Origin of the sequence: Leuconostoc sp. BM2 (genome assembly GCF_002095565.1) — a bacterium.
In the GTDB taxonomy this organism is placed as follows: Bacteria; Bacillota; Bacilli; order Lactobacillales; family Lactobacillaceae; genus Leuconostoc; species Leuconostoc falkenbergense.
Window position 1 is genome coordinate 1 of sequence record NZ_MOWQ01000044.1, and the last position, 11836, is coordinate 11836.

Genomic DNA, 11836 nt, shown 5'->3' on the forward strand with positions numbered 1-11836 from the left:
GAAGCGGCATCAAAATATGGGCCATTAGCTCAGTTGGTTAGAGCGCTGTGTTGATAACGCAGAGGTCCCAGGTTCGAGTCCTGGATGGCCCATGATTCAGGGGGAAGCAAGTGTTATGGTAACATAACGTTTGTTTCCTCTTTTTGTTTCCCCTTGTGTTTTCAGTAAAATTGTTTCATTTATTTTCAGAAAATCTGTTATAAAATATTATTTTCACAAGCAAATTTTAAAATTTCTTATTATTAAAGACTATATTGTCAACTTATTTGACAATATAATAAGAAAATAAAAAAAAATTTGCATACTTTGTGAAATCGTGGTAATCTTAAATCAACGGCTCAACGCTTACATTGTTTTCATGCAAACGCGCGCGGTGTTAAAATGATGAGGTTTCGCGCGACATGTATGATACAATATCCGGTCCGATTTTTGTGCCCACCTAGCGACATTTTTTGTTGTTAGTAGTTGAGGTATAATGAGATTGGAAAAATGGAAGAAAAATTATTTAACAAAGGCTTTTTAACGATTACGATCATCAACTTTATTGTTTACTTGGTGTATTATCTCATGATGGTAATCATTGCTGTAGTTGCGCATGATCAACTACATGCGTCATTTGGGCAGGCTGGTCTTGCATCAGGAATTTATATTATTGGTACGTTGATTGCGCGTTTAATCATGGGTAAGGAGCTTGAATTGTTTGGACGCAAGCGAGTTGCGCGATGGGGCGCAATCCTTTACTTAATAACGACAATAGCCTATTTAGCTGTTCCTACGATTGCTGTTCTCGATGGTGTTCGTTTGCTTAATGGTTTTGCATACGGTATGACTTCAACTGCTCTTAACGCAATTGTCACTGAATTTATACCAGAGAAGCGTAAAGGCGAAGGAATCAATTACTATGGTTTGAGTACAAGTTTGGCAGCGGCTATTGGACCATTCATCGGTTTGTTGTTATTGAATGCAACAAGCTTTCAGTTTATCGTTATTCTGTCAGCCATATTAATTGGCATATCAATGGTTGCTTTGTTCGCGGTTAAAATTAATAATGTTACTTTGTCCGCAGCACATCTGGCTGAATTAAAGTCATGGAAAGTTTCTAGTTTTATTGAATTTAAAGTGTTATTGATTGCCGGCATCGGATTTCTAATGGGCCTTTCTTATTCATCAGTTTTGGCATTCTTGGCTTCTTACGCAGAGACATTGCATTTAGTTGCTATTAGTTCATTTTTCTTTGTGGTATATGCTGGTATTGTAACCTTGACGCGTCCTATGACTGGTAGAATCTTTGATCGCTTTGGTGAAAATTACGTGATGTATCCTAGCTATTTGTTCTTGGCATTTGGATTAGTAATTTTAGCGTTTGCGCATAATGGTTTTGTATTGTTACTATCTGGTGCGTTTATTGGCTTGGGATATGGTACATTTATGTCAAATGGACAGGCTGTCACACTTAAACTTGTCACTAGCCACCGAATTGGTATTGCTCTTTCGACTTATTTCATTGGTTTGGATTTGGGATTAGGCGTTGGCCCATACGTGTTAGGCGCGTTGCACAATTCGCTTTCATTCCGCGAGTTGTATTTGGTATCAGCAGTTATTCCGATTGTTTCGGCAATTCTTTACTTGCTATTCTACCGCCCAAATAAAGCAAAAAAAATAACTCAAAAAGTAACTAAACGTGAATTAGCTTAAAAAAAACGCATCAAAATATGATGCGTTTTTTACTATCTTCAATTAGACAAGCCAATCATCTAAACTTTCGATTTCGTGGGTTGGTTTGATTGCTACTTGGTCAATTTGATCGTGAGTTGATAAACCTGAATAAACTAATAGTGTATCAATGCCGGCATTGATACCAGCTAAAATATCGGTATTATAGTTGTCACCAACCATAATAACGTCTTCTTTGGCAATTTTTAGTTTTTGCAAAGCGCCAGTCATAATTGGTGTCTGAGGCTTCGCAATAACAGTTGGGGTGATCTGAGTAGCTGTTTCAATGGCGGCGACAATGGCACCAGCTCCAGGAATCATACCGCGTTCATTAGGTAAATTAGTATCACGATTGGTGGCAATAAATTTAGCACCATGCTGGATTGCTAAAGTTGCATACATCAATTTATCATATGTAAATGCACGATCTAATGCTGCTACAACAAAATCAGCATGTTCGTCTTGTACCAAATCAAATCCGGCGTCTAAAAGTGCTTCTTCAAGTCCAGTCTCGCCAACAACCAAAACCCGTGTTTGCTGTGGGGTTGCCAATTGTTTCAAGTAATCGGCCGTTGCCATGGCGCTGGTGTAAATTTGATCAATGGTGGTGTCAATTTGATGATTAATCGTTAAGTTAGCAGCAACGTCAGCCGGACTTTTGGTTGAATTATTCGTAACAAATAAATAAGGAATATTGGCTGCTTTTAAACGATCAATAAATCGTTTGCCTGATGCAAATTTTTTAGATCCTTGGTAGATAGTGCCATCAAGATCGATAAAATAGGCTTTGTATTTTGACATGTTTAATCTCCATTTAACATTGAATGACTATATTATACACATCAACAGTAGTTGATATCAAACAACGAATCAACGGACTTCTCTCCAAATCTCAATCTCCCTAAAATAAAATCTCCTAAATATCGTCCGCCCGCAAGAGATTGCGGGTTTTCGTTTTAGTTATGGATTTATTTTATGTTTATTTGATGGAAAGCGGGTAAAATATAATTATACTGTTAATGTTCAATGCTTATAGTAGACACTAATCATATCAGCACAGAGGGGGGCTTATGGCAAAAAAATATAGAACACCACCTTTTTTGACACCATCAGCAATTGTGTCATTAATTGTTGCAATTAGTGCGGCAAATTTGGCTGTTAACGTTGCAACAGGTACAACAGAAGGTGGACGGACATCATCACGGTCAGTTAGTACCAATTCGTCCTCGACAACTACAAGTAAAAATACATCGACAACAAGTAGCGATAAGTCATCTAGTGATGACTCATCATCTGAGAGTAGTGACACCTCATCATCAGTTACGCCCTCTTCGTCTTCAACTTCAAGCGCAACTTCATCGGAAACTTCTAGCACAACAACCTCTTCATCGTCGTCAAGTTCGTCGTCGAGTCAAAGTTCGAGTTCTAATGCAACTTCTACAAGTACTTCGGAGGACAGCCAATAATGTTTACATTGCTTGACTTAGTCAATCATTACCTTGGCTATTTTACTACTAATTCTAAAGTAAAAGGTCGTATTTATACTGCAGTTGGTGCCATGGGCGTATGGTATCTACTCTATCTAGCATATCGTTTTTTTGTAAACGGTCGTATTCTAAGGGGGAGTTTATTAGTAGCTATTTTCTTAGTCTTATTGTATTTTGTTATTTTAAATGTGTTGTATTTTTTTACCAAAAAAACAACGAAATGGGATATTTCGCCTAAAATAGAACAAATTGTGGGGCAGCCGCATGAAGAAAGTACACAAGCAGCAGCGAGTGTGATTATTCCAGCAAATGGACTGTACGAGCGGCAAGATGTTATGAACGGCGTAATTGATAGTAATTTACAGCAAAGAACCAACATTGAAGCGATTGCTCGTGAAATGACCGATTTGAATTTAATCGCACAAGACTATGGTCACTTAGGTGAACAGGCCCAACGACAAATTATTGCACAAAAAGGTGTGATTAATGCCAATCATCCAGGGACAATATTACCTTATTTTGATATGCAAGAAGCTGATGGCACATTGACAATATTTGGTGGTATCAATCAGTTGCAGGCTCGCGAACTTGGGAATGTATCTCGCGTGGGTCTGACACCAACGGATCAAGCATTGTCACATTATCGTTTGGCCGTTGCTTCCGTAGTTCTGACTGGTGGACCAAGTCATGTTGCTACGAGAAGTGAACTCATCGATGATCAACAACCTTATCAAATTAAAGTTGAAATTGCTTACATGAGGCGTTCTTAACACAAAAAAAGCGCCTATGACAGCGCTTTTTTCATGTGAATATGTTGAATACCAGCCTCGATGAACTCTTCGCCAAAAGCAGAAAATCCTAAGCGATCGTAGAAACCGCGTGCCTGAACTTGTGCGCCTAATACTAATGTTTTTATACCGTATTCAGGGGCAAGTTGTTCAATATAGGCAAATAATTTGCTACCGAGACCCTTGCCACGCGCAGGATAGAGTGTGGCTACACGTTGAACATGCCAAGTTGTTGCGGACTCTGGTAAAACACGAGCAGTTGCTGCTAGTTTGCCATCAACATATGCTACGATATGAATCGCTTCTTCTTCGGCTGACGGATCATCCATCTCGTCAGCAATAGCAACGCCTTGTTCGATAACAAAAACGGTTTTTCTAATTATGAGGGCGTCAGCTTGAATTGGACCGAGCCCTTTTTGATGTTTAATTTATATTGTCATGATACAAGTATAGCAATATTTAGAGCGAGTGACCATATAAATTGGTATAATGAAACTTATGAAAAATTTTTTTAAAAAATTTTGGCACCAGACGCTGGCGCCAAAAAATTGGCTAGCACAATTGAATACACGACTTGGATTTTTCACATGGTTGGTCGTCTTATTCACATTGAAAGCTATTTTGGCGTACGGTGCTGATTTTGATTGGCTACACGTTTCTGATCCATTGCAAGTCGTTCTCATGTTATTGAATCCAATCGGGTTTACCATGATTTTGTTTAGTTTGGCCTTATTTATCAAGCCCAAACAGATTTACTATGGAGCATTATTACTAATTGATACAGCGATGACAACGTTGTTGTATTTAAACGTCATTTATTTTCGAGAATTTTCAGATTTCATGTCCATTAATACCATGTTGGGGTACAATACCGTTAACCAAGGTGGTAAAGCAGCCGGGGCCATTTCTTTCGGGATACATGATTTTTTATTTTGGATTGATTTAGTGATTTTAATTGGCCTGATGGTCTTCCGGAAAATTAAGTTTGACCAGCGGCCATTAAAACGTTTGCAACCATTTAAACTTTTTACCATTGGTGTTTTTGTATTGGTGGCAAATATGTTTTTGGCAGATGTCGATCGGCCACAGTTATTAACACGTCAATTTGATCGTGAATATATGGTGAAATATTTGGGTATTGGGCCATTCACGATTTATGATGCGATTAACACATACCAGACTAGTCAGGTTCGTAAAAGTGCAACGCCATCTGAATTGACAGCTGTTCAAAAATATATTAAGAAGAATTACGCGGCGATTAATCCAGAATTTTATGGCAAAGCTAAAGGCAAGAATGTCATTGTGATTCATTTGGAAAGTTTCCAACAAATGTCACTGGATTTGAAAGTTAATGGTCAAGAAGTCACACCTTTTTTGAACAGCTTATATCACAGTAAGTCGAGTGTTTCATTTGACAATTTTTTTAATGAAGTTGGACAAGGTAAGACATCAGATGCAGAAAATATGCTAGAGACCTCTACTTTTGGATTACCACAAGGCTCACTGTTTTCTAAATTAGGAGATGATCAGACTTTTCAGGCAATGCCTGCTATTTTGAATCAGCGTGCTGGTTATTCAAGCGCAGTATTTCATGGTAACATTGGTAGCTTTTGGAATCGTAGTACAGTTTATAAACATATGGGATACCAAAATTGGATTTCCGGTGATTATTTTGATTTAACTGGTAAAAAAGCGACATCGTGGGGACTGAAGGATAAACTATTATTCCAGAACTCTGTTCCTTATCTAGAACGTTTGCAGCAGCCGTTTTATGCTAAATATTTGACAGTGACGAACCACACACCTTATACGCTAGATGCACAGGATCAAGATCCTAATTTCCAGACATCGAATACAGGCTCAACATTAGTGGACAACTATTTCATCACCAATCACTACCTTGATCAATCCGTGAAGGAATTCTTTAACTATCTCAAAAAATCAGGGTTGTACGATAATACTGCTGTTGTCTTGTATGGTGATCACTACGGTATTTCTAATACTGACGCGCCTTATTTGGCATCCGTGCTTGGCAAAAATGAGAGTAACTGGAACGATTTAGACAATGCTAATTTGCAACGGGTGCCACTGATTGTTCATATACCGGGCATGACAAATGGTTATATTGATCATACTTATGGTGGTGAAATTGATGTTGCGCCTACATTAGAGCATTTGCTTGGCATCAGTACAAAGCGGTATATTCAGTTTGGACAAGACTTGTTAAGCAAGCAGCACGTACAAATAGTTGCATTCCGTAATAAAGACTGGATAACACCAGAATATGCTAGTTTGTCTGGGCGAATTTGGAATACAAAAACGAATCAATTAATTGAATATCCTGACAAAAAATTGCAGACTAAACTTAATAAGATTCAAAGTTATGTGAATAAAAAATTGAATATGTCAGATAATTTGAATCAAAAGAATTTATTGCGTTTCTATACACCAAAAGATTTTAAGGCTGTTGACCCGTCGAAATATGATTACAGTAAAGACAGTACAGTCAAACGGTTGAAAAAGATTAACCAAAAATTAGGGACAAAATCCACAAGTTTGTTGTCTAAAAATGGTAACCGCTCGACTCTGAGTGATTACATCACTGATGCACCAGAGTCGCGTGATAAAGCGACAGATACAACAAGATTGTTGCCACGAAATGTAGATGATTGGAGTGGAAATTAATGAAATTGGGAGCAAAAATATGACTAAGATTCTTGTTGCCCTTGAAAACATTGGTCTTGGGGGCATGAAGCGTGCCACGACTGTTGTTGGTAATGCGTTGGCACAACAGCACAACGTAGTATATTATAGTTTTTCTGATTTACCACCTTTTTATACACTATCAGCGGATTTATTGGTTGCAAAGAGGCCCTTAACACTAGCCAACGATGCAAAGCCTTATGTCAAATATGCTGAACAAATTCAAGATTTTATTAACATTGCACGGGAATTCGATGTGGTAATTTTAGCAGGTGGTTTGTTGTCTAGTTTTGCTGCTGTGATGAAGCCACAATTACCTGACACACAGTTAATTGGTTGGATGCATAACAATGTGACGACTTACAAAAGTCAGTACTATGCTGATATGCAGACTGAATTTGAGGCAGGTTTGCGGGCACTTGATACTGTCGTTGTACTGACAGACTATGATTTGGCGGGCTTTAAGCCCTATAATCAACACGCTGTCAAAATATGGAATCCGTTGACCATAACACCAAATGGACGCGCTGATTTGACACAACATATCATTGCCTTTACAGCTCGGATTGCGATTCAGCATAAAGGCATTGATTTCGCTGTGCAACTAGCATCTAAACTACCTAATGATTGGCGTTTGGCAATTGCTGGTAATGGGCTACCAGAAGATATGGTAACGTTTCAAGAATTGATTGAAAAATATGCGGCTCAAGATAAAATTATTTATCGTGGTGGACTAAAAGACGAAGCTTTGCGACAGCATTACCGTGATGCTAGTATTTTCTTACAGACTTCTCGTTGGGAAGGATTGCCGTTGGTTTTGGCTGAAGCTATGAGCTTTGGTTTACCGATTGTCGCAATGAAAAATACGGGTTCTGCAGAAGTGCTAGATGACGGGGAATACGGCATTTTAGTCGAGAATGGTGATGTCGATGGTTTGTTAGCAGCTATTCAGCCACTATTAAACACTCAAAAAGAGCGCCAACATTATGCTGATATCTCACTACGACGAGTTGAAGATTTTGAGATAGGCCCAATTTTAGAACAGTGGCAGGCTTTGTTTTAATTAATTAATGTGCTATATTTAAATAGATATTAGGCGTGTTTTTAGCAACTTAGTTGACAAAGAACACTATTTTTAGAGGCACAAATATGAATTTTGACAAAGAAAATTTTAAAAAACCGTCTCTTGATCATCTACAATTTCGCATTGGTGAACTAGCACGTATGACGAATATATCGACACGGCAACTTCGCTATTGGGAAAAGCAAGGATATGTTCAAGCGATAGATCGAGAAGATGAACAAGAATCTCGATTATATGGGTTTCGTGCGTTTGTTAAAGTTGCGATTATCAAACAAAACTTAGATGATGGTGATAGTTTACATGAAGCCGTTGATAAGGCTAATGAACAGCTTGAAAGTGCTATGATTATCCACCATATTATGAAGAAAGCCTTCCAAGGTATTGAAGAATATGAAGGACGTGTTGTGGTCAACTTGGGCTATTTTGATGACGCTGAAACGCAATTGCTGTATGTTTATCTTGAGTCTGGAAAAGTAAAGTATCGGGTTGTTGATAAACGTGAGTTTCCAATTACGAAAAAAAGCCAGTTACTATAACAGGTTCCATTTAGAATTGTTATAATAATTGGCTTTTTATTTGAACATTTTTGGTTGAACGCGAAGTAAAACAATCAGTACAATGACAGTCAAAAGGATTTGTGGGACAACGTAAGCTTCGTTGTAAATCAGTGAATAGAGCCAAGGATTTTGCCCTTTAGGAGCAAAAGCGCCGTAAAAGAAACCACCAGCCAAAAAGGAACCAAAAAAGCGACCAAAACCACCAAGTACGGCGCCAAGTGATACCAATACCATTGCTTGTTTTGTTGTATTTCGACGGAGTGCATATTTTAATTGGCTCGTGCACAATCCGCCGAGACCAACCAATGTATAGGCAAAGAAGTAGTCGAAAAATACTTGTAGTGGATTTAAATAATATGGATTTAAAATAAAAGTCACCACACCAACAATTAATCCAGTCACCATACCGGCTTTTACACCATGTCGGTAGGCAACAAATAATATTGGGACCAATGACAAGGTCACGGCGCCACCTTGTGGCATTTTAAAAAGGGTCAGCCAATCGAAAACAACAGCCAAGGCGGCAAATATAGCCACTTCAGCGATGACGCGGGAACGAGAATTTTGCATAGATTTCATATCTCCAAAAAATAAAAGCGCAACCGTCAAGAGAGTTCACAGGTTGCGCCATTAATGAGCTAAACAATGTTATATCTCCCTTCGCATGCATTATCATGAGCAGGTTCGGTGGGTATATCTCAGCCATAGGGCACCCCAGATAATCTAAGTATAACGAAAATGACAATAAAGTCAAATTAAGGGAGCTAACCCTAAAGGTGTGGGCATTTATTATATGACAACATGGCAATATCAATTTAAAATAGCACCGCACAATGCCGGTCAATCAGTTAAAGCATTGTGGATAAAATGGCTTATTCCAAAGCGTATTCGTGGGGCTCTCAGGATTAAGCGACATTTTACCGTGAATGGTAAAGTGGTCCCGACTAGTTATTTTTTGGCAACAAATGATGTATTAGTGATGACCTTTGATCAGGATGATTTTAGGACGAGTAACTCTAATTATCGACCGAATCATAGTCAGAAAGTAGCAACTTTATTTGAAAACGATTATCTTGTGGTTGTCGATAAACCAGCGGGTATGAAAATGCATCCGCATTCACCAACAGAAGATGATACTTTGCTGAATTACGTTGCCGGTGATTTTCAAAGGCGCCATTTGGAAGTGGCCCCTTATATGGTACATCGAATTGATCGGGCCACATCGGGTGCCGTTATTATTGCAAAAACGCCTTTGGTAGTCCCAATACTTGACCAATTACTATCTGTTAAGGCAATTACACGGACTTATTTGGCATGGGTGAGTGGCGTGATGCCGACAAAACAGGGAATAATTGAAACACCAATTGGCATTGATGCACAAGACGACAGGAAACGTGCTGTCAATGGAACAAACGCACAATTTGCTGTGACACATTGGACTAATATACATACGGTTTATCAAAATTCTTTATTACGAATTCGTTTAGATACTGGCCGAATGCACCAAATTAGGGTTCATTTAGCTAGTGTAGGCCATCCAATAGTTGGGGATGACCTATATGGTGGGCGTCATATGCCAAGATTGATGCTGCATTCAGCTACCATTGAACTCCCTTTACCCTTTGATGGTGGCATTAAAACGATTACAGGTCCATTGCCTGATGATTTTCCACGACAATTGCGTTAATAAAAAAAGAAGCTCACGACGAGCTTCTTTTTTATTTAGGATTAGGCTTCTTTTGTAACGCTCTTGTTGAAGAAGTTAGCGGCAAATGCTGCCAAAGCGCCACCTAGTAGATCAGCCACTAGGTAAACCCAAACGTGACCAAGTGCTTTACCTTGAACAAAGATTGCAGGACCTAAGGCACGAGCTGGGTTGAAAGCGCCACCGGTAATAGGTAACGCAACAATGATTAGGACTGCTAACCACAAACCGATAATCAATGGGGCAGGGACATTAGCCAATTTAGTGACAATTGAAATGACCAAAACAAACAAGAAAGTCAAAATCAATTCAAAGGCAAAAGCGTACCAGCCTTGCCCGTCAGCAAAGTTAGTTTGACCAAGACCAGCCAAAGTAACGAATTGTTTGACTGTCATTGATTGACCTGACAAAGCAGTTGTAACGGATGTTGACTTTAGATAAGCTGTAACGCCAAGATAGACAGCACCAGAAGCGACAATAGCACCAATCAATTGTGCTAATACATAGCCGACAAATTCGACCCATGACAAACGCTTTTGAATAGCCATTGAAAGTGATACGGCTGGGTTAAAGTGCCCACCAGAAATTTGACCAAAAGCATAAATGGCAACGGCCAATGCCAAACCAAATGAAAAACCAATTGTGATAGGTGATTGTGTCGTAATAGCTGAATAAACAACACTACCAGTTCCAAAGAACACTAACATAAATGTTCCTAGAAATTCTGCGATATACTTACGCATGAAAAATTCTCCTTGTGTGTAATATTACCAATAAATCCCATTATACACGTTTATTTCTAGAAACAAAAAAAGATTGACAATGTTAGTCAATCTTTATAAACTTTAGGCTTTTACGGCTTTTTCTTCACTGGTTTTATTGAAGTAATTAGCGGCAAATGCTGCCAATGCACCAGCGATTAGTTGTGCTGGAATATAGACTAACAGATGTTTCAGTGCCTTACCACCGACAAAAATTGCTGGTGACAATGAACGTGCTGGGTTGAATGATCCGCCTGTAATTGGCAAGGCCACAATGATCAAAACGGCTAAGAAAAGGCCAATGACCAAGGGAGCAGGGACATTAGTCAACTTTGTGACAATTGAAATCACAAGTACGAACAAGAATGTCAAGACAAATTCAAACGCAAAAGCGTTCAGACGTTCACCAGTGGCATAGTTTGCTTGACCCAAACCAACATAGGAAATAAATTGGCTGACGGTCATTGTTTGTCCAGATAATGCTGTGGAAACAGTTGAAGACTTCAAGTAAGCGGCAACACCACCGTAAACTGCTGCTGAAGCGACAATTGCACCAAGGAATTGTGCTACAATATAACCACCAAAATCAACCCACGTGAGTCTTTTTTGGATGGCCATTGACAACGAAACAGCTGGATTAAAGTGGCCGCCAGAAATTGGGCCAAATGTGTAAATGGCAATTGCTAAAGCAAGACCAAAGGCTAGCGCTACCGTTAATGGTGATTGTGTAGAAGCAGCAGAGTAAACAATACTTCCTGTTCCAATCCCAACCAACATAAAGGTGCCTAGAAATTCCGCGATATACTTACGCATGTAAGATTCTCCTTATCGGTATAAAAATTATCAACACTTACTATTTTACACGTTTATATTAATTGGTTATTAAAGAAATAGTAATTTTTAATAATTGAGGCAGATTGTAAAATTTAAGTTGAACATTTAAGTGGACAGAAAAACCCATCAAGGTCTTTAATGGTGTTACCACAACATTCCATTAGAAAGAAGGACCTTAATGGGCACCACTATTTTATCATTCCA

The 11836-nt window shown here is 38.8% G+C and carries 12 protein-coding genes, 1 tRNA gene and 1 riboswitch; of the genes, 7 read left to right on the forward strand and 6 right to left on the reverse strand.

What is annotated here, in order from left to right:
• The first annotated feature begins 18 nt into the window (after positions 1 to 18).
• Positions 19 to 92, forward strand: a tRNA-Ile gene (locus BMG01_RS09235).
• 397 nt (positions 93 to 489) lie between these two features.
• Complete coding sequence (locus BMG01_RS09240) at positions 490 to 1695, forward strand: MFS transporter (RefSeq protein WP_036068790.1); 1206 nt, start codon at positions 490 to 492, stop codon at positions 1693 to 1695.
• A 42-nt stretch (positions 1696 to 1737) separates the two neighbouring features.
• Here BMG01_RS09240 and BMG01_RS09245 read toward each other — a convergent pair whose 3' ends face one another.
• The gene (locus BMG01_RS09245; RefSeq protein WP_004910305.1) at positions 1738 to 2514 is read right to left on the reverse strand and encodes a TIGR01457 family HAD-type hydrolase; all 777 of its coding nucleotides are present in this window, start codon (positions 2512 to 2514) and stop codon (positions 1738 to 1740) included.
• Positions 2515 to 2764: 250 nt separating this feature from the next.
• Positions 2765 to 3088, reverse strand: a complete 324-nt coding sequence (locus BMG01_RS11220) for a hypothetical protein (protein WP_004910307.1) — start codon at positions 3086 to 3088, stop codon at positions 2765 to 2767.
• A 90-nt stretch (positions 3089 to 3178) separates the two neighbouring features.
• On the opposite strand from BMG01_RS11220, the gene BMG01_RS09255 reads away from it, so the two are divergent.
• Positions 3179 to 3970 carry a DUF6681 family protein gene (locus BMG01_RS09255; protein WP_004910309.1) on the forward strand — a complete coding sequence of 264 codons (792 nt, stop codon included), beginning with the start codon at positions 3179 to 3181 and terminating at the stop codon, positions 3968 to 3970.
• A gap of 14 nt (positions 3971 to 3984) precedes the next feature.
• Here the strand turns inward: BMG01_RS09255 and BMG01_RS09260 are convergent, their stop codons facing one another.
• Complete coding sequence (locus BMG01_RS09260; protein WP_233127290.1) at positions 3985 to 4416, reverse strand: GNAT family N-acetyltransferase; 432 nt, start codon at positions 4414 to 4416, stop codon at positions 3985 to 3987.
• A gap of 61 nt (positions 4417 to 4477) precedes the next feature.
• On the opposite strand from BMG01_RS09260, the gene BMG01_RS09265 reads away from it, so the two are divergent.
• The 3 genes from BMG01_RS09265 (at position 4478) to BMG01_RS09275 (ending at position 8311) form a co-directional block, all read left to right on the forward strand.
• Positions 4478 to 6673: an LTA synthase family protein gene (locus BMG01_RS09265; protein ID WP_036068788.1), complete on the forward strand. Its 2196-nt coding sequence runs from the start codon at positions 4478 to 4480 to the stop codon at positions 6671 to 6673.
• 19 nt (positions 6674 to 6692) lie between these two features.
• Positions 6693 to 7754 (forward strand): glycosyltransferase, encoded by a 1062-nt coding sequence (locus BMG01_RS09270; RefSeq protein WP_004910318.1) that lies wholly within the window; start codon positions 6693 to 6695, stop codon positions 7752 to 7754.
• A gap of 86 nt (positions 7755 to 7840) precedes the next feature.
• A complete protein-coding gene (locus BMG01_RS09275) occupies positions 7841 to 8311 on the forward strand; it encodes a MerR family transcriptional regulator (RefSeq protein ID WP_004910320.1) in 471 nt (156 codons plus the stop codon).
• Positions 8312 to 8347: 36 nt separating this feature from the next.
• Here the strand turns inward: BMG01_RS09275 and thiT are convergent, their stop codons facing one another.
• Entirely contained in the window at positions 8348 to 8911 is a 564-nt protein-coding gene (gene thiT / locus BMG01_RS09280; RefSeq protein WP_233127289.1) for an energy-coupled thiamine transporter ThiT, read from the reverse strand.
• A gap of 59 nt (positions 8912 to 8970) precedes the next feature.
• A riboswitch (TPP riboswitch) is annotated at positions 8971 to 9059 on the reverse strand.
• Between the two features lie 66 nt (positions 9060 to 9125).
• Between thiT and BMG01_RS09285 the strand changes: the two genes are divergently transcribed.
• Positions 9126 to 10019 (forward strand): RluA family pseudouridine synthase, encoded by an 894-nt coding sequence (locus BMG01_RS09285; protein ID WP_004910324.1) that lies wholly within the window; start codon positions 9126 to 9128, stop codon positions 10017 to 10019.
• Between the two features lie 41 nt (positions 10020 to 10060).
• On the opposite strand, the gene BMG01_RS09290 is transcribed toward BMG01_RS09285, so the two are convergent.
• Complete coding sequence (locus tag BMG01_RS09290; RefSeq protein ID WP_004910327.1) at positions 10061 to 10780, reverse strand: MIP/aquaporin family protein; 720 nt, start codon at positions 10778 to 10780, stop codon at positions 10061 to 10063.
• 102 nt (positions 10781 to 10882) lie between these two features.
• The gene (locus BMG01_RS09295; RefSeq protein ID WP_004910329.1) at positions 10883 to 11611 is read right to left on the reverse strand and encodes an MIP/aquaporin family protein; all 729 of its coding nucleotides are present in this window, start codon (positions 11609 to 11611) and stop codon (positions 10883 to 10885) included.
• Positions 11612 to 11836: the final 225 nt, after the last annotated feature.

Excerpts from the sequence above, each read along its gene's own strand:
- BMG01_RS09255 (WP_004910309.1), top strand. The coding sequence starts at position 3,179 with ATGTTTACATTGCTTGACTTAGTCAATCATTACCTTGGCTATTTTACT.
- BMG01_RS09295 (WP_004910329.1), bottom strand. The coding sequence starts at position 11,611 with ATGCGTAAGTATATCGCGGAATTTCTAGGCACCTTTATGTTGGTTGGG.
- BMG01_RS09240 (WP_036068790.1), top strand. The coding sequence starts at position 490 with ATGGAAGAAAAATTATTTAACAAAGGCTTTTTAACGATTACGATCATC.
- BMG01_RS09285 (WP_004910324.1), top strand. The coding sequence starts at position 9,126 with ATGACAACATGGCAATATCAATTTAAAATAGCACCGCACAATGCCGGT.
- BMG01_RS09270 (WP_004910318.1), top strand. The coding sequence starts at position 6,693 with ATGACTAAGATTCTTGTTGCCCTTGAAAACATTGGTCTTGGGGGCATG.
- thiT (WP_233127289.1), bottom strand. The coding sequence starts at position 8,911 with ATGAAATCTATGCAAAATTCTCGTTCCCGCGTCATCGCTGAAGTGGCT.
- BMG01_RS09245 (WP_004910305.1), bottom strand. The coding sequence starts at position 2,514 with ATGTCAAAATACAAAGCCTATTTTATCGATCTTGATGGCACTATCTAC.
- BMG01_RS09275 (WP_004910320.1), top strand. The coding sequence starts at position 7,841 with ATGAATTTTGACAAAGAAAATTTTAAAAAACCGTCTCTTGATCATCTA.
- BMG01_RS09290 (WP_004910327.1), bottom strand. The coding sequence starts at position 10,780 with ATGCGTAAGTATATCGCAGAATTTCTAGGAACATTTATGTTAGTGTTC.
- BMG01_RS09265 (WP_036068788.1), top strand. The coding sequence starts at position 4,478 with ATGAAACTTATGAAAAATTTTTTTAAAAAATTTTGGCACCAGACGCTG.